General features: G+C 31.8%; 11 protein-coding genes. All 11 read right to left on the bottom strand.

Features of this window, described 5'->3' with window-relative positions:
- Positions 1–31 precede the first annotated feature (31 nt).
- The gene (locus ABRY23_13695; GenBank protein ID MFA3784108.1) at positions 32–1087 is read right to left on the bottom strand and encodes a hypothetical protein; all 1056 of its coding nucleotides are present in this window, start codon (positions 1085–1087) and stop codon (positions 32–34) included.
- Positions 1088–1163: 76 nt separating this feature from the next.
- Positions 1164–2429: a flippase gene (locus tag ABRY23_13690; protein ID MFA3784107.1), complete on the bottom strand. Its 1266-nt coding sequence runs from the start codon at positions 2427–2429 to the stop codon at positions 1164–1166.
- A gap of 72 nt (positions 2430–2501) precedes the next feature.
- Positions 2502–3896, bottom strand: a complete 1395-nt coding sequence (locus tag ABRY23_13685) for an O-antigen ligase family protein (protein ID MFA3784106.1) — start codon at positions 3894–3896, stop codon at positions 2502–2504.
- Between the two features lie 2 nt (positions 3897–3898).
- A complete protein-coding gene (locus ABRY23_13680) occupies positions 3899–5128 on the bottom strand; it encodes a GumC family protein (protein ID MFA3784105.1) in 1230 nt (409 codons plus the stop codon).
- Between the two features lie 40 nt (positions 5129–5168).
- Positions 5169–6620, bottom strand: coding sequence for an SLBB domain-containing protein (locus tag ABRY23_13675; GenBank protein MFA3784104.1), 1452 nt, complete (start codon positions 6618–6620; stop codon positions 5169–5171).
- Positions 6621–6795: 175 nt separating this feature from the next.
- A complete protein-coding gene (gene rfbB / locus ABRY23_13670; GenBank protein MFA3784103.1) occupies positions 6796–7815 on the bottom strand; it encodes a dTDP-glucose 4,6-dehydratase in 1020 nt (339 codons plus the stop codon).
- A 3-nt stretch (positions 7816–7818) separates the two neighbouring features.
- The gene (locus ABRY23_13665) at positions 7819–8541 is read right to left on the bottom strand and encodes a hypothetical protein (protein ID MFA3784102.1); all 723 of its coding nucleotides are present in this window, start codon (positions 8539–8541) and stop codon (positions 7819–7821) included.
- Between the two features lie 1131 nt (positions 8542–9672).
- The gene (locus tag ABRY23_13660) at positions 9673–10767 is read right to left on the bottom strand and encodes an ABC transporter ATP-binding protein (protein MFA3784101.1); all 1095 of its coding nucleotides are present in this window, start codon (positions 10765–10767) and stop codon (positions 9673–9675) included.
- A 14-nt stretch (positions 10768–10781) separates the two neighbouring features.
- Positions 10782–14033: a LamG-like jellyroll fold domain-containing protein gene (locus ABRY23_13655; protein ID MFA3784100.1), complete on the bottom strand. Its 3252-nt coding sequence runs from the start codon at positions 14031–14033 to the stop codon at positions 10782–10784.
- A 1-nt stretch (position 14034) separates the two neighbouring features.
- Positions 14035–16503 (bottom strand): glycoside hydrolase family 2 protein, encoded by a 2469-nt coding sequence (locus ABRY23_13650; protein ID MFA3784099.1) that lies wholly within the window; start codon positions 16501–16503, stop codon positions 14035–14037.
- A 157-nt stretch (positions 16504–16660) separates the two neighbouring features.
- Complete coding sequence (locus tag ABRY23_13645; GenBank protein ID MFA3784098.1) at positions 16661–19276, bottom strand: hypothetical protein; 2616 nt, start codon at positions 19274–19276, stop codon at positions 16661–16663.
- Positions 19277–19283 lie beyond the last annotated feature (7 nt).

Raw genomic sequence — 19283 nt, 5'->3', positions numbered from 1 at the left:
TACACAATCTGAAAATTAGTGAGAAAATGCACTACACTTTCACAAATAGTTTTTTTATTCCCTCAAGAAATAGAGATGGTTCCTCCAAAATACTTTTTCTATATTTTTCAAAATCGTACAGTTTATTCTCATAATCGGTCAAACAGTCTTCAATTTTATTTATGATAAGCGGGATATTGACAAAATTATCATCAAACTTATACTCTTCAGGTATACCAAGATCCTCCTTTAGCATGGCTCCACCTTTCCTATTCGTAATTATACAACACTTTAACAAAGCGGCTTCCCTTGGGAGTCTGTCTCTACCTGGATGATTACCAAAATCAATATAAACTTTTGCTCTTTGCAACAATTTTATAACATCTTTTCGTGATAAATTACTTATAGGAACAAAATTCAAATGTTTTGCATTGTTAATTATTTTTCGTGTAAACTTAGCTCCTTTTAAAGGGTTATAAACAATAATATTTTCTTTCTTGGTCAAATCTGTATTAAAATCTAGAAAGTCATTATTTAAAAACTCTACAAGAAAAAAAACTTTTAATCCTCTCTTTTCTAAAAAAAGTTTAACATGATGTGCTGAACAAATATTTAGAATTGCTTGTTTTACTAACGGATCTGACTCAATTTTATATTTTGAATAATATTTCAAAGCTACTTTATTTATTTCTAAAATAGGGGGAAGGCTTAATAATTCTGTAAGTTTTTTGATGATTCTAATGGGCAGCGATAGTATTATATCTTTAAATATAAATCTATCAATAAAAAAATTATCAATACTCATCCACCAGATAACTTTTCTAATTTTACAAAAGTTATCAAAGATTTTTAGTGTATTATATATTTCAGGGACAATAATAATATTTTCACATTCATCTTCTATTTTATTAACTGAGCAATTCCCATATTCTTTGAAATCAGAAGGAATTGGATTTGGATGGTCTGGTGGTACAAAATACATATAAACATTAAACTTTAAAAAATTACGAATGTAAAAAGCCATTTGATGGAGGAGCTCAGGCCCAGCAGTTCTAGAGTTAGCCGGCGCAACAATATAAATTTTTGTGTTATCAAATATTTCTAACATAATACTCCAATTCTTTAATTAAAAAAATTGTGTATCTCATTGTAGTTCACATATTAATATAAGTTAAGTTATTACCTCATATTAGTTTTATCTTTTTTCGCTTCAAATAAATTAAGGTTGATAGCATGATAAAGACCTCAGCCAAAATTACTGAGATACAACTGCCTATTTGCTTATAATATGGGACAAATAAAAAGGAAAAAATTATATTTGAGATACCAGCACCTACAATTATACTGGAAAATGCCTTTTTATAATTAAATGATAAAAGAGTAAGAGAAGTTAATATAATATTCACTCCACCAATAAATGGCAACAGTGACAATATTTTTAACACAATGATTGACTGATGGTAACTACTTCCCAAAAGAATATCAACTATAAAATTAGCTAATGTAAAGACAAGTAATGAAATAAATACACCAACAATACTAGTTATTCTAATTATTTTTTTTAGAAAAATTACGGCTTTGTATTCAGACTCTTCAAAAAGTTTACTAAGGTAAGGATAAACTGAATGAAATACTGGACTTATCAAGTCTTCTATGGCCTTTATTATTCTCTCTGCCGCAGAAAAATATCCTACTAAAGTGTTACTAGCAAATATCCCTAAGATAAAAGCATTTGAAGTTGTATACAATCCAGTAGCAATTGTAGAAATAAAAAGGTACCATCCTTCTTTCAATTGACGCTTTAACTCATTAAATGATGGCCTAATAAATTTAACTCTCAAGTACTTATGTGCAATCAACAACCCTAAAACTGCAGATACAAAAAAACCAATAAAGTTTATCAACGGAACATATAAGTAATCCACAGTACTTTTAATAAAAATAAAAATAAACAATGTGAAAATAATTTTTGCAATTATATTTAAGATGGTTATGTACTTCATCTTTTCTAAACCTTGAAATAACCAACGTGGGAAAATATTTTGACAAATAACAACACCAAATGTTAAGAAGTAAATAAGCCATTCATTTCTAAATTTTGTAAAGGAAAAAGTAATTAACGATATAATTAGTAAAGACAAACCAATAAATCCCATTTTCAATACTAACACTGAACTAAATATTTCTGAAACTTTTTCAATACTATTTCTATTTATAGATATATCCCTTGTAGCAGTAAAATTAAAGCCATAGTCAATAAAAATGTTAAAATATTGAATAAATGCTTGAGCAAAAGCTAATAGACCAAACTTATCCGGACCTAATACACGTACTAGATATGGTAACGCCACAAGGGGTAATACATAATTTGTTATTTGAAGAATGCTTAAGGAAAAGAAATTCCCAAGCAAGGTTTTTTTAGTATTAGAATTATAAAGTTTATTTAGCAAGAGAATCTTTTAAAAAATTCGTTTACGCACAAAATTTGTGTGCAAGATTTTTTAACAAAATGAAAGACACCACTAAGTTCGTAATAAACTAGACTTATACTCATCACTAAATGATGATAAACGTAAAAAAACGGCAAGAGTAGACCAGAATACTATAGCAAACTGAAATCCTTCAAAATTTGGTTCCATCATAGAATGAATTAAAACCCCAATAAAACCACTTATAAAAGCCCACTCCAAAACCTTAATTCGCTCGTTCTTTTCTTTAGTGTAATTTTTGATAACTAAAAAAAGAATATAACAAAGCAAAAAAATAAATAATATAGCACCTACTATGCCTGTTTCACCTAACATTCCTAGTACTATATTATGTGCTGAAGCAACAGATTTAGTGAATTCAAATTTTGAGTGATAGCCTAAATTACCAAATCCTACTCCTACAATAGGATTGTTTAAAAAAGTCTTCCAGACATCTTCGTAAAAATTCAATCTTGAATAGTATGACAAACTACTTCCCACATTGCTTATACCGGTGAATAGAATAGATGCAAATGGATTTAATATAAATACAGTTGTTAATAAAGTTATTAGCAGCAACAAAGGAATAAAAGTACGAGGCTTCAGTACTTTCGAAATTAGTATCGTGATAGCTATAACTAAAGAAAGTATTCCTCCCCTTGACAAAGTTAAAATTAAACCAGTCAACAAAAACAGCATGGAACCAGACAAAAATAACTTTAACTTCTTAGAGCCTAATGTTAAAAAAGTACCAATAGTTACAGGAATTATTAGCACATAAAAGGTTGCTAAATAATTCGATTTACCCCATGAAGTGGCAAGAAGATTTTTCCTAAAAATTACTTTTACAAAAGCAGCAGGAAATCCACCTAACGTTGAAAACACATATAATTCAATTAATGCTAATATAATACCCCAAACAGTAAGAAATATCATAAAAGTTTTGACCTTTCTGTAATCATTAAGAACAAACAACGCAAATGAAAAAACAATAATACCTGCAAAGTAATTTCTCCAGTATAATAACGAAAGTGACTTATTAACGGCATTTAACGAAGTAAAAAGCGACCAAATTAAAAATGCTACAAATAAAACTTTTATAAGTACAAAATCTTGTTTTTGCCTTCTTTCAAAATCTAGAAATAACCTAATAAAAAAAATAACTGTGAGTATAGGAAATAAAATGTTTGTAAATGATACCTCAGACTTGCCACTACCTATTGAACCAGCTAAAATAGATAATAAGAAAGCTAATAAAAGGAAAAAAAGATGGTTAAAAGAGATGTATATGAAAACAGCCGCGAGAATTAGTCCGACAAATACTAATATATAATCATAGTATTCTAATGCGAGTAATGACAAAAGTATTAATTCGAATACACACAAAATGTAGATAACAAAAGTATTTTTATGTGTTGAACCAAGGCCTATGTTATATGATTGTTTCATTATTATTTTCTTTTTAGATGTAACATCTTTTTCAATGGGAGGAACAGTCCCTCATTAATCTTTCTGTATTGTTCCTCATCTTGTTTAAGTCTTTCAAAAAAATCTAATATAAGTACCACAAGTATGGAAAGAAACAACGAGATTAAAAAAGAGGCCCCTACAATTATTGCTCTTTTCGGTCCGGTCTTTTTTTGTGCAGGCACTGCTTTATCTAGTACCAGACAAACAGGAATATTCTTTTTCTCTTCAATTTTTGCTTGTTCATAAATAGGCAAGATAAACTCTAGTAACTTAGCCTGTAGTTCATATTCTCTCATCAACCTAAGATATTTAACTCCTACGTCAGGAAGCTGTGAAAACGGAGTAAAAAAGTTCCCCTTTTTAGAATTTTCGTCTGAAAATTCCATCGCTTTTAATCTCTTTTGCAATTCATCAATAACTATTTTTTTATTTGCTATAATTGGATTAGTATCACCATAATTTTTTTTCATCAAATCCAACTCAATCTCCTCAACAGTAATTCTTGCCTTTAGTTCTGCTGCAGCAGTTATTGCAGCTTTAGTCTGATCAGTTATAGAATAAACTGAATATTCTTGGCTAAAATCTTTTAACGAATCTTCTGCTGTTTTTAAATCCTTTAAAACTTGCAGATATCTTTTTTCAATAAATTCTCTATTATTTTTGGCTTCATACGTTCCAAGTTCTATACTAATCTCATTTAATACTTCAACAAAATAGTTAGCCATATCAGCAGCACGCTTCGGATTTTTGTCAGTTACTTTAATAGTAATATTACCCTCATCTTCCACATTAAACTCTACATTATTCCCTAGTTCTTTAATTATATCTTCTATAGGGTCGCTATCTTTGAACTTATAAACTTTCCGTAGATTGAATTTATCTATTACTTTTTCAAAACATGTTCTACTCTGCAAAATAGCTAAGTAATTATAGGCTTCTTCTGAAACTGTTCCCAATCTACCCAAAGTTTTTGATAAGTCTTTTATCGTTGTAGAAAAACTAGTAATGTCTCCTAATAAACCACCACTTGATTTGGGAGGTATTATGTTAGCAGTAGATGTATACCACTTATCTATGATTAAACTTATTCCTGTTGCTAAAATTGTAATAGTAAATACATTCAAGAAAATTATCTTTCGCCATTTCATTAATATTATAAGAAAATCAGCAAAAGATTTTTTCTCTTTGTTTGCATGAGTTAAATTTTCCATAATATATTGTTGCTATGATTAATGTTATAAAGTAATTCGTCTATTTCCCAAACTGCCTCAACAGCAAGACAATAGTTGCTACACTTCCCACTATACCCGCTACTGTACCAATTCTACCCACATAGTACCAAGTTGTTCTTGGAATTTCTTTGGGGACATAAATAAAATCTCCCGGTTCTAATTTCAATTTTTCTTTCTGCTCAGTAATCCAGCTTTTACCCTTCCCTTTAATTACTACTACTTCATCATCGCTCCGTGCAAGCTCAGTCTTACCGCCAGCTTTGTTAATGTAGTATTTATAATTCGCCTCAGGATTATACTTCACATAACCTGCATTTGCTACTTGTCCAAATACATAAACATAATTGAATTTATCCGGGACTAAAATTAAATCGCCGTCTTTAACCTTAAACTTATACGCATCTGAAGTTGAATCGTATAGCTGAGTAAAATCTACAAGACTTTCTGACTGCAGTATTCTAAGTCTATTATCAATATTAAAAAAGAGAGTATCTTCTTCAGTAAGATTTGAAGTGCGAAGCAACTCAAGTGAAGCTTTTTCTTGTTTTAGTTTTAATTGTACTTCGGGGAGTAACAGTTTTTCTGGGTTTTCAACAAAATCCTGCGCTAATTTATATTTTTGGAGTATATCCAGCGAGTTATAATCTCGTATAACTTCTGCTCTCAGTAAATCTGCATTTGGCTTAAAACCACCTGCCCTTTCAATTACATCTTTAAGATAACTGCCATCTTTTTTTACGTAGACAAAGCCTGGATAGGTCACTTGTCCCAATACCAAAACCTTATAATTTTTTCTTTGATTTTCATCGGCAAGAATTTTAATTCTATCGCCTGGTTTTAGTTGATAGTCATCATTAATGTTCACGGTAATCAGTTGTTCTTTATTACCGGTATTATCAAGGCGCGAAATTTCTGCTTGTGTAATATTGTCGTATGTATTATTCAGTCCACCTGCAAATAAAATTGCATCACTTAGTTTATCACCCTCAACAAATTGGAATTTTATGGGGTTATTAACCGCTCCACTTATATCAATAATATCCTTTTCTGTATCGTAAAAGGGGAATATTATTACATCGTCATTCATTAGATAAGGATTGTTTTTAAAATCGCCGGTAAGTCTAAATCTTAACAAATCAATTTTTATCTTATCTCCTTTAGCTCTTAGAAGTGTAATATTTCTCAACGGATAGTTTTGAATTCCCGTTTTAACTTTTTGTATTGATTCGAGTTGACTTAAACTACCAATTGCCTGTCTCTGAGCTTGCATAAAAACAGTGGTAATAAAATGATCAACTCTTTCTCCGTTAGTAGCGGTAAAGGTACCAGTAACAATAAAATTTCCCCCTATAGTAACGGCTAATGGCTGAATAATATTGCTGCCTATATTGTTTTGTGCTTTATCTTCGGTTTGAGCATGAGTATTAAAGGTAAAAGCTGCAGCAATAATCAAGACGAAAATTTTCTTCATATTGAGAACCATTTTTTTTACATTCCAATTAGTTACACAAAGTCTCACAAAGTTCACACGAAGTTTCACAAAGAAAAAACTGAATCTTCGTGGTTCTTTCGGCAAAGTCTCACGACCGTAGCTTCTCAGTGGAACTCTGTGTTACAAAAGCTTTCCTAGTATTTAGCTTATTAATTCATCTGTTTTCATAAAGAGTTTTATAATACTTTTTGTAATCGCCTGAAATTATTCTTTCCCACCATGATTTATTTTTTATGTACCAATCAATAGTCTCAAAAATAGCATCTTCAAATGCAAAAATTGGCTTCCAACCAAGCTCACTTTTAATTTTAGTTGAGTCAATAGCATAACGCCTATCGTGGCCAGGTCTATCTTTCACAAATTCTATTAACGATTCTGGCTTTTGTAGCTTATCAAGTATCAATTTCACAATATCAATATTTCTTTTCTCATTCGATGCACCAATATTATAAATTTCTCCATTTTTTCCATGGTCAAGCACTGTCTCTATTGCTCTATTATGGTCTAACACATAAATCCAATCTCTAACATTTAGTCCATCACCGTAGACTGGCAACTTTTTGTCATTTATTGCATTAATAATCATAAGTGGAATTAACTTTTCAGGAAATTGATATGGACCAAAATTATTTGAGCATCTTGTAACAATAACTGGCAGACCAAATGTATGGGAAAATGATAATGCCATCAAATCTGCTGCTGCCTTACTTGAAGAATATGGACTATTTGGTGCAAGAGGTGTTTTTTCAGTGAACAAACCGTTTGGTCCAAGGCTTCCGTAAACTTCATCAGTAGAAATTTGCAAGAACTTTTCTACTTCAAATCTGCGGGAAGCTTCAAGCAAGACATTTGTACCAATTACATTCGTCCTATAAAAAATTTCTGAACCAAGAATGCTTCTATCCACATGTGACTCGGCAGCAAAATTAATGACGTATTTTATGTTATATTTATTAAAAACATAGTTTACAAGTTCATTGTTTGTTATATCACCTTTGATAAAAACATAATTTTTTTTAGCTTCGGAGGGTTTTAGATTTTCTAAATTCCCCGCGTAAGTGAGCTTATCTAAATTAACAATAAATACATCATCTCTTTTTGAGAGTAAATGGTTAATAAAATTACTGCCAATAAATCCAGCGCCGCCTGTTATTAATATTTTCTTAAACTCCATGCTTTATAATGCAAAGAAACCGAAATAAATTCCGGTCTGAATGAAAAAAGATTTGCTGTTTAAATCAGCTGGAACTCCTATTAAAGATTGATCATTATCGGCTTTCCAATTATCGTTAAAAGAGTAGGCATATCCTACACCAAGTCGAACAGCCATAAATCTTGTAATTGGAAAGTCAGCATTAATCATAGGTGCAATTGTGAAAAAAGTATTGCTTAACTTTCTGTTGATATTTTGCGTAGTATTTTCTTTCCAAATATCATCCCAAGAAAAATTAGACTTGTTTCTATAAATCTCGATACTCGATGAGCCTGCACCTATTATAGTTCCAACCGATACAGCAATTTTATTAATGAAAGGTAACGAATATTCTATAGTTAGTCCCCCTATTCCATAATTGTAATTAATTTCGTTAGAATAACCATTAATAATTTTAGAGCGAGATAATGTACCCCCAAAGCCGATACCTCCTATTCTCAAATTATCAATTAACATTATATATGCGTAGCCGCTTCCACCAAAATTTAACATACCCGAAGTAGAAAATTCATCAATGCCAAGTTTATTAAGCTCATCATTAATGGGAGATAAATTAGGGAAAACAATAATTGGAGTAAATCCGCCTGCAATGCCAAATCTACTGACAAGACCCACCTCTTCATCATTTTGTGCCTGCAGCGAAGAAAAAAAACTATACAATAGGATTGCAAAAAATACTCTTTTCATTTACTGGTATGTTTTTATAACGAAAGTTAGTAATTCCAGGTATAAAATAAAAATTGGCAAAGTTTTAACATCATTATATTTTTATTGGTTACATCAAAAAATGGGTTCAATGTTCTCTGGAGCAGTTCCCCAGTAAACTCCTAGGAAACTTCTGAAAAATTCAGTGCGTAATTGCAGATGCCTTTCAGTCAAACTTAAACTTTTGTGAGAACGACAAATAATCCCAACCTATGCATTAGAAAATTATATATTCACCTTTACTTGTCACTTGTCTACATTCTACTTCTATTTACCTTTGTTTGTTTTCAGATTCTCTTTTTACTTCTTGCTCTTTCTACTTCGATTATCTTTGCTGTTAATATCTCTTAGATTAACTGTCAATAATAAGGTAATAAGGTTAATTCACAATGATATCTTGCTTGTTACTAAGGTTCATTACTTTCTCACTATTACTTTCTATGACTAAGGTTTTCACTTACCACTAAGGAATTTTCATAATTTATTCTCGAGAGTGTTTTCCCCTTCCACAAAGTTCTGTATTCTTGTTATGTTAATTTATTTACCTTCCCGCGAAGTAACGAATTCCCATAATACCTTATTCTTTTCCTTACTACCTTAGTAACATAAACAAAGAAAAAAGAAACCAAACCTTATTAGCTTATTGAAAAAACAACTCTACTTGCAGTAGACATAAAACCAATAATAGTTAATTCTTTGAAACTTCTGAAAAATTCAGTGCGTAATTGCAGATGCCTTTCAGTCAAACTTAAACTTTTGTGAGAACGACAAATAATCCCAACCTATGCATTAGAAAATTATATATTCACCTTTACTTGTCACTTGTCTACATTCTACTTCTATTTACCTTTGTTTGTTTTCAGATTCTCTTTTTACTTCTTGCTCTTTCTACTTTGATTATCTTTATTGTTAATATCTCTTAGATTAACTATCAATAATAAGGTAATAAGGTTAATTCACAATGATATCTTGCTTGTTACTAAGGTTCATTACTTCTTGTCTTAACAAAGAATTAAACACGATTTTAAAGAACATATTATTACGCATACTGCTGCTTTAAAAAAAAAATTATAAAATATAGTTAACTAACAGAATTTCTTCTATCTTAAAAACTCACTGTATTTTAGTCTCGTTGTCTTTATCAAAAAAATGAAGTTTATTGGTGTTAAGGTATAATTTTATAGTTTCACCAACTTTTGGCATGAAGGGTGCATAGCTACGGCAAACAAATTGAACATCGTCAATTTTAAAATAAATATTAGCTTCGCTTCCCATAGGTTCTACAAGATCAGGATTACTTTGTATCGCACAATTAAAATCATTAGGAGTAAGGCTAATATCTTCTGGACGAATTCCCAGCCACAAATTTTTATTTTTGTAGGCTGAAAGATGCTGCAGTTTTTTTTCATCAAGATTAATGAGAAGTTCACCGTTTTTGCTTTTAAACTTTAGCCCGTTTCCGTTGAGTATCTCCCCTTCAATAAAATTCATTGGAGGGCTACCAATAAATCCCGCAACAAATTTATTAACGGGATAATTATACAAATTAAGAGGAGTATCAATTTGTTGAACCACACCGTCTTTCATTACAACAATAACATCGCCCATTGTCATAGCTTCAGTTTGGTCATGGGTTACATAAATCATTGTAGCGCCTAATCTATGGTGCAGTTTAGAAATTTCTGCTCTCATTTGTACACGGAGCTTTGCATCAAGATTACTTAAAGGTTCATCGAACAGAAAGACTTTTGGTTTTCTCACAATTGCTCTACCAACAGCAACTCGTTGCCTTTGTCCACCAGAAAGTTGTTTGGGTTTTCTATCAAGTAAATCTTCGAGACCCAAAATTTTAGCAGCGTAACTAACTCGTTCTTTAATTTCATGTTTGGGTAGCTTTTTAAGCTTTAACCCGAAAGCCATATTTTCAAAAACACTCATATGTGGGTAAAGAGCATAATTTTGAAAGACCATTGCAATATCTCGTTTAGCGGGTGGAACATCATTTACTATTTTTCCATCAATATATAATTCGCCCTCACTTATTTCTTCTAAGCCTGCAATCATTCGTAAAGTTGTTGTTTTACCGCAGCCAGATGGACCAACCAAAACAACAAATTCTTTATCCTTTACATCAAGATTTACATTTGCGACAGCTTTATTTTTGCCATCATATATCTTACTAACGTTAACTAATTTTACCTCTGCCATTTTTACCCCAAGAACTATTTAACTAAAAGTAATTTGAGTTTGCTTATATTTTCATCACTCTTCATAATACAAATATATGTACCGGATGAAACATTTTTTCCAAAGTCATTTTTTCCATCCCACCAAAGATTAAAAATTCCTTTATCTTTTTCATCATCTAATAACGATTTTATTTTTCTGCCAAGAATATCATAGATATATATTTTTACATTAGAACGTTTAGAAACTTTATAAATTATTTGTGTTGATGAATTAAATGGGTTGGGATAGTTGCCATCTAATTTTGTTTCTAAAGTTAACGAATTGTTCTTTTTGTTATTTTGAACTGAGGTTGGCAAGTCATACAAATTTTCAATTTCTTGCGGTAACAGTGTATAGTCATAAATTCTAATGTCATCCAAAACACCTTTGAAATTATAATTAGCATCCAAAGGCAGCATTTGAGCAATAGTAAGATCAACATCAGAAGTTAAGAGTTTGCCCGACCAAGAAGTAAATGAATCCAATTCACCATTTAGCCATATTTCTGCATCAGAACCGGTGTAAATTACTACACAGTGATATAGTTTGTTTGCATCAATTATTGATTGGCTGTCTAAATCCAAAATTTGATTACCACTTTTATCTGTCTTAATTGTCCATCTCAACTTCTTACTTGAAATCGATACTTTATATCTTCTATCCCAACTCCCGTGTGAAATAATATAAACTTCTTTTGTAGGGAGTTGATTAAGTTTCATCCAGAAAGAAATTGTAATCGCATTTTGAAAATTGAGAAACGCAGAATTTTTTATTTGAACTTTATCGTCTATACCATCGAACGAAAGCGCACTAAAAGGATTATTAAATCTATCGTTTGTAAAGGTTGCGCCAGAAACAATACCATCGTTTCCATTTCCGCTTTCATCGTTTGCATTTCCGTTGAAAGGATAAAAAGCAATGAGATTTCCAATTTGGTATTTGCTGAAATCTCGAACCATAACTTTAATGCTGTCTTTCACAGCTGACCCTTTACTATCGTCCACTGTACACTTCACGAAATAATCACCTTCTATTTCTGGTGCAGTCCATAAAACAGAATCTTCACTAATCTGATTAATTATTCCGGCATTAATCTGCCACATAAAATTTAACCTGTCGTTATCAACGTCAAAAGCGCTGCATACTATTTTAGTTGACTGACCGAGATTAATTTTCCTCGGAAAAGCTTTGAGAAAATTTATTTGGGGCGAATGATTAATTTCTTTCACTATTTTAATAATTACTCCCGCTGAGTCTTTCCCTCCTTTTAAGTCATCAACTAAAACTGTAATGTTAACTTGACCTGTATCATTATCAGCAATAAAATTAATTATGCTGCCACTTCCAACAATTTTGCCTTTGCTTGTTTTCCAAGTATAACTTAGTTGATCATTATCTTTATCTACTGCAGTACAGTAAATTTTCGTTGAGTCTCCACTTAATAAAATACTGGAAAGTGCAGATAAACTTTTAATTCTCGGCGGGTAATTAGAAACAAGGTGGTTAGTATTATAATCAACTGCAATATTGTTAACCAAAAGTTTATTTAACTTATATTCAATTTTACTTCCTGAGGGAATCAAAATTAAAATTACACTTGATTGTGCCGGAATATTTACTTTTGCAAAGGTTGAGACGTTTGTAAACACAAAACTATTTGTTATTGATTCATAAATATCGAAAGTACCAGAAGGAAGATTAATATCAACAACTTTTGCCGAATCGTATGGATTATAAAGAAGATAAGAAGGATAAGATTTTACTCCAAAGAAATCAGTTATATTTAAGTCAAGTTTTAAAATAGCTGGGATTTCAGTTGTATCAAGCAGAGCAGCAAGGTATCCTACAGAAGAAGAACTGTAAAGCGATAAATTAGTTCTTGCCCAGCCATTACTTTTTGCATCGCCTGTTGCATAAGGCCAGCCAGAGCCAGTTTTCAACAAAGCTTCGTAAGAAATATAGGAGTTGGGGTCATATTGTTTTGCCCAACTCCAATCGCTTTGATGTAAGTTGTCTATATATTCTGAATAAAAAAATCGCAGTGAGTTTGCAGCATTAAGAACCCATTTGCCTATAGCATTAGCAAAACGTTCGTCGTATTTCACTAAGGGAACAAGCGCACCAATCTGCTGAAAGGTATTCATTGCAAATGCATACTGACGATCTGAGTCCTCTCCAATTAAACCATTAATGTCATAAACACCCCACTTTCCAACAAGCACGTTCCAATTTCGTAAATAAGTTTTGCTGAAACACCATCCAAACATTTTTTCGATGTCATAATCTGTTCCAATTTCAGCATTCATTCTTGCTGCAGTTAAAACGCCATAAGGCAATTGAATTTCATAAGCTGGATTATCCGATAGCGAATTCAAATACTCCATACACCACTCAGCACCAATTAAATATTTCTTTTCACCTGTTTGGATATAAGCATTATATAAAATCCATCCAATTGCGCCAGCTGCTTCTGGTTCCACTACACCAATTTTGTATGGCTGCATATTTACAAAATCCCAACCTCGATAGTTAAAATCGGGTATTTTCCAAGGAGTAGTGCCGCCACCGCTTAGTCGCACAACTTCTAAAAAACGATCCGCTATGGTGCGAAATTGGTAATCATAATCTTCTACATTTTTATACAAAGTATAAAGTTGATAAAAAAATACATTTGGCATTGTTTCGTACCACCAGTCATCAAAAGAATTATCGTTTGGTGAGTTTTTGTAAATGTTCATTTCGGGACGTTTATTAAAGTATTCTCGGCTCATTTTCACCCAATCAAAACCATTCTGATTTCTTTTATCGATTCCTACCAATGTTGCGCCGACAAGCGAAGGCAAAATGTTTATTGCCTCGCCGTTCGTTGGACTATAAGTACCAACGTACGTATGCAAACCAAAACTTTGCTGCGAAGAATAATTGACTGTATTGTTATTGAAATATAAGAGCGGCAAAAAATCGCCAGTTGCATTAAAATTATAAATCAATGAATCATAACCAATAGCAACTTTTTTCCAATCTCTCATTAAATACGGCGAGGGAATATTTGGCATTTGTTCTATTCGTGGTATTGCTATCTGTTGAGGATAAGCATTTAAAAACCAACAGAATAGCATAGCAATTACAAAATAAGAAAACTTTACTGTACTCTGTGTATATCCTTGTAACGAAAGAATTACACGGAGGTTAGCGGAGAAGGCACGGAGAACCACAGAGTATTTTATTTTGTCTTTTTTCAACATATTAATCAGATAAAAATTGATTTAAGGAATACACTTCTATATCATCTAACTTGATGCGCTTATTTCTCTTTGGTTCTATTTTTAATTCACATTTTTCTCTGGGCAAAAGAATCATTCCTCTGTTAGAAAATATTGCATTATCAGCAATAACATCTACAAAGAAAGCTGCTTTGTTAGTTGTAATTATTAATGCCTGCTCGTTATTGTTATTGATAAGTTTCAAATTGATTTTTGCTTTTGGCAGTTTTAGATGTTTCCATTCTTTAAAGCAAAAATGAGTGCGATAAATTTTGTTCCCTTTTTTGTCAAAAAGAGTAGCTATCAAAATATTGGTCGAGTTGAATTTCTTTTCTATTAATTTAATTACCAATTTAGATTCTTTTGGTATTTCAGCATTAAATTTCTTTTTGTTAAGAATTTCACCTGTCTTCGAATCGAGAGTCAACAATTCAACGTAGCCTGAAAACTTTTGGGACGTTTGATTAAGTCCAATTATCTTAAGTTCATTTTCGTTAGTTCTTAAACATGTTTGATAGTTTAACCGAATTATAACAGGCGCAAAAGAATTTTTAACAAAATAATAAGCTAACTTTGGTTTTAATTCACTGTCGATTAATGACCAACTTGTAACCGGCCAAGTATCGTTAATTTGCCAAATTATACTTCCGTTTGTTTGAGGTTGATTAAAACGCCAATATTCTAAACACGTTTTTAATGCTAATCCTTGGTTGAGTTGTGCAAGGTAAATATACTCATCCCACTTAGTACTTAAAGGAAGATGTGCGCTTAAAAATCGCGTAACTCTTTCCGGTCCTTCAATTTGTTTATTATGAAATTCAAAAACCTCGCTGTGAATTTTTCTTTCTTGTTTCGGAATGTATTTTTCGAAAGTAATTTTGTTCGCAGGTCCTTGAAATCCAAACTCCGTAACAAATAAACTATTATCATGTACAACTTCGTTGTAGTCTATCCATCTGCTCCAAATATCCCATTGATGTCTGTTGCCGCTTGATTGAGAATTTGGGTCTCCATCAAATCCAAAAGGCGAAGATTCCCAATAAGGACGATGCGGGTCAAGTTCAGACAAAATTTCTGGAATAATTTTGCTATAAATTTTATAACCCGGCATCAATCTGTAACTTATTTTTTGCTGCTGGTACCAAATCCATTCATTTTCGTTATTGCCGCACCAAATTGCAATCGATGGATGATATTGAAGACGTTTGACATTGTAATAAATTTCTTCTTTAACATTGTCTATAAATTCCTCATGCTCGGGATAAGCGCCGCAAGCAAACATAAAATCTTGCCAGACCAACAATCCAAGTTCGTCACACAATTCATAAAAAATATCATTTTCATAAATTCCTCCGCCCCAAACACGAATGAAATTCATATTTGCATCTTTAGCATACAAAAGTATTTTGCGATACTTATCTTCAGTTACTCTTGGTAAAAAGGCATCAGCTGGAATCCAGTTAACTCCTTTTGCAAAAATTCTTTTGCCGTTAACAATGAACCTAAAAGTATCTTTACCATTTTCCTTGAGCTGAAGTTCAATTGTTCGTATACCAACTTTTTTACTAATTGAGTTAATTACTTTATTTGATTCATCTATGATTTGTATTTCAAGATTGTAGAGGTGCTGATTGCCATATCCATTCGGCATCCAAAGAAGTGGTTTTTCAATTTCCAACCGTATACGGTTTTCACCATCTACTGTTTCAACAATCTTTTCAATGATCGAATTGCGGTATGATAAATTTATTTTACCAGTAATTGTTTCTTTTATATTCTTCTTTACATTAAAAATAATTTCTAAAACTGCAAAGTCATCTTTAATATCTACAGTATTAAACCGAAAATCATTTATAACAACTTTATTTTCTTTTTCAAGATAAACATCCCGCCAAATGCCTATAGTAGGAAACGATGGTCCCCAATCCCAACCAAATGAATATTGTGCTTTTCTTATGTAGACCCGGTGAGATTCCAAAGCAACTTGAAGTTTACCATATCTATTCTCTTCCTCTTTGCTGTATTTTACAGGCGATTTAAAGTGGACTTCCAGTTTATTCTTTTTGCGCATTAGAAGATTTGATACATCAAATTCATATTTCAAAAACATATTTTTCGTTTCACCAATACATGTACCATTCAAAAATATTTTTGATATTGTGTCAAGTCCTTCGAAAACTAATTTAATAGGGAGTGAGTTGTGCAGTTCAAATGGTGAATCAAAAACAGTTTTGTAAATCCAATCGGATTCGGCAATCCAGCTCAATTTAATTTCGTTGTTGGAGTAGAACGGCTCATCAATTAATTTATTTTTTAGAAGATCGGTATGAACTGTTCCGGGAACTTCAGCATTAATCCATTCCTCCCTTTTAATTTCTTTTGGTGTGGATACAGAATATTCATTGCCAAGTTTTAATTTCCAATTGCTGGTTAAGTAAAATTTTTCTAGCATATTTACTTTTACTCTATCTTACTTCTAAATAATTTCTGTATAAAAAAACTTTGTGGTTCTCTGTGCCTTCTCTGTGTACCTCTGTGTAATTTTTTTTGTTACACGGAAAGCCACAGAGAAGAGACTGAGTTCCACGAAGAAATCTCTCATCTTTAAGTTAGTATTCTATTCGAATAATATCATTTTTATTTTCATGGGTAAAATTTATGGTTGTCAGATATTCTCCATTGGTATAATCTGCTTTTATGTTTTCTAATTTGTGTCCATTCAATGTTATAATTTTCGGTTTCTTTTGTGATTCTATAACCGTCTTATTATTATGTCCCTTAAAAGCTTGAAGTATAATTTTCATCTCATTTGTTCTTTTATGGAACGTACATGATTTCAAGACAGAAGTTGTAGTTTTCAGCAATGGTGTCTCTAACTTGCCGATTGTTAATTCAATTTTTTTAATGTCTTTAATTCTGTTTGGGATTATTAAAGAATTAACGTCCGCACCATTAATTCTTATTTTTTGTAATTTATCTCTTGCAACTTCTACCTTTACCAATTTGTTGTTGATTTGAAGATCAAAAAAACAATGCTGTTGATCTTCAAGGAGGTAAGGATTGAATTCAATATTCCATTCGTTGTCGTTAAGACCAAACAAATAGTAAAGAGAATAAAGATACCACCCAGCAGCCCACATAAATTGAGGTTTATCTATTGTACCGTAAACTTTAGGATCATTAAAATTACCGTTGCGTACTTCGTACATAGCAGGTTGCCCGTTCGGTCCGTTCATAATGCCATCAATTGTCATAACATTTTTAATGAACTGAGCAGCATTTTCTTTTTTATCATCAGCAATCAATGCAAGTGCGTACCACGAATTTGAATGCTGCCAAATACCGCCATTGAGATAATAAAACTTATCACCAGCTTCATTACCAGCGAAATGCCAAAACTCACCTAATTTGTCAAAATCCATCGGGTAAACAGTATAGACACCTACTTTTTTATCAACAATTTTTTTGTTTGCTGTTTCAATCATGTTTGTAATTTTTCTACCGTCAATAAGTCCGTAGTGTGCAGCAAGGAGCGAACCACTGTAATAATGCTCATCGATTGTATCGGGGGTAGAACAGTTCATCAGATAGCCGTATTCTTCACGCCATAATTTTTCATTTAAGTTTTTTGTCATTCGTTTGGCAAGCTGCTCAAGTTCAAAAAGTTTATCAGTGTTTTTATTTAGAACCGTTGACAAATAAATAAAAGAGCGTATAGCTTTAATTGCAAGAATCGTCATGTAGCTTCGTTGTCCGTATTTTTTGCCGATGTCCCACCAATCAGGACGAAACGACCACATTAAATCGTCATTACCTTTTGTTTTCAATGCTTGTGTTAATGCTTTTTCAATAAATGGGTAAAGCTCTACCAGAAATTTTTTGTCATTAGAATGTTTTAAATATCCTGCAGAAACAATTATAAACCAGCAATTATTCCAGTTATCGTGGTCAGCAAATTCAGTAACAAAGGAAGAATCCTTCCAGTAATAAGCGTGCGGAATAATTTTTTCTTTGTTAGCAAGTTTTATTATAAATCGCATATCGTTTTTAACTCTTTCAATATCAAAATTTACAGCAGCAAGGTCAGTCATTAAAACATCGTGAGTGAAATAAAAATTATATTCGGCTGGACACGGCATAGGCATTATATTGCCATCGATGTAATGTTTGTTTGCTTCAAGTATTGCTTTCGACCAAAGAACGGAATGATCCAATATTTTGTCACTGGTTTTGAATGTCAAGTTTTCACTTATTTTTTTTAGAATTGCATTTTCAAAGCCATTAATTTCCTTTTTGTAATTATCTTTTAAATACGATACTATTTGTTTGCTTTCATTGCTCTTGCATGTACCAATAATTTGAGTAACAATAAGTCTTTCATTCGGCTTTAAGTTTTTTTTACAAACAAAATTCAAAGAAGGTGCATCAACAAATTTCCGTTTTGTTAAAGATTCTTTGAAAAAACCTTTGCTGCCTGATTTTCGATTGAAGAATTGAACATTAACCGGCAGTTCGTTTCCATTAACAATAAACATGCAGGCATTTTGAGTTTCGTAATCATTATGATTTATAAATACAGTTTCGCCATTTTCAAAAATTTGAGAATTGACATTCTCACTTAATTTGTAAGTATGGCTTGTTCTAAAAGCAAGAGCTTGCTTAGTATATAGTTCAATTGTTTTGTTTTGATTTGTTCTATTGGTTATTGAATAACTAATTACAAAGGCAGGCTTATTCTTAGTGAAGGCATAAGAAATTTCAATTCTTTTTTCATTATCATTCTTAAAAAAATCAACTGAGAAAGGAGTAAGATCAAAAACAAATGATTTGTTGTTCAACCATTCTATTTTCGATTCACCGAATTTTAACCCAACATCCATTACAAAAGTAGTATCGCGTTTCCAATAATCTGTACTCAAGTCAATGCTGTTTGCAATAGGATAAAAAAAACTGAACCTTTGAGGTACTGGGTAACTGTGGTGAAATTCAAGTCCTGTGTAGTAACTGCCAACTTCAATTTTGGCATCTCCATTAAAGCGAATTATAAGATCATTCTTACTAAGCTTATTATTGCCAAATGCAAAAAGATTAATATTGACTAATAAAAAAAATAAAACACATATTACACTAATTAGCACAAATTTAACATCTGTGAAAAACCCTCGTAAAATACACGGGGCAAGCTGTGTCATATGTGTTTCATCATAAAAGAAAATATTTTTCATCAGCTAT

The sequence above is a fragment of the Melioribacteraceae bacterium 4301-Me genome (assembly GCA_041538185.1).
In the GTDB taxonomy this organism is placed as follows: Bacteria; Bacteroidota; Ignavibacteria; order Ignavibacteriales; family Melioribacteraceae; genus Pyranulibacter; species Pyranulibacter aquaticus.
Note: the sequence above shows the minus strand (reverse complement) of the source record. Positions and strands in the feature narration are given on the sequence as shown.

Excerpts from the sequence above, each read along its gene's own strand:
- ABRY23_13695 (MFA3784108.1), bottom strand. The coding sequence starts at position 1,087 with ATGTTAGAAATATTTGATAACACAAAAATTTATATTGTTGCGCCGGCT.
- ABRY23_13685 (MFA3784106.1), bottom strand. The coding sequence starts at position 3,896 with ATGAAACAATCATATAACATAGGCCTTGGTTCAACACATAAAAATACT.
- ABRY23_13680 (MFA3784105.1), bottom strand. The coding sequence starts at position 5,128 with ATGGAAAATTTAACTCATGCAAACAAAGAGAAAAAATCTTTTGCTGAT.
- ABRY23_13675 (MFA3784104.1), bottom strand. The coding sequence starts at position 6,620 with ATGAAGAAAATTTTCGTCTTGATTATTGCTGCAGCTTTTACCTTTAAT.
- rfbB (MFA3784103.1), bottom strand. The coding sequence starts at position 7,815 with ATGGAGTTTAAGAAAATATTAATAACAGGCGGCGCTGGATTTATTGGC.
- ABRY23_13665 (MFA3784102.1), bottom strand. The coding sequence starts at position 8,541 with ATGAAAAGAGTATTTTTTGCAATCCTATTGTATAGTTTTTTTTCTTCG.
- ABRY23_13660 (MFA3784101.1), bottom strand. The coding sequence starts at position 10,767 with ATGGCAGAGGTAAAATTAGTTAACGTTAGTAAGATATATGATGGCAAA.
- ABRY23_13655 (MFA3784100.1), bottom strand. The coding sequence starts at position 14,033 with ATGTTGAAAAAAGACAAAATAAAATACTCTGTGGTTCTCCGTGCCTTC.
- ABRY23_13650 (MFA3784099.1), bottom strand. The coding sequence starts at position 16,503 with ATGCTAGAAAAATTTTACTTAACCAGCAATTGGAAATTAAAACTTGGC.
- ABRY23_13645 (MFA3784098.1), bottom strand. The coding sequence starts at position 19,276 with ATGAAAAATATTTTCTTTTATGATGAAACACATATGACACAGCTTGCC.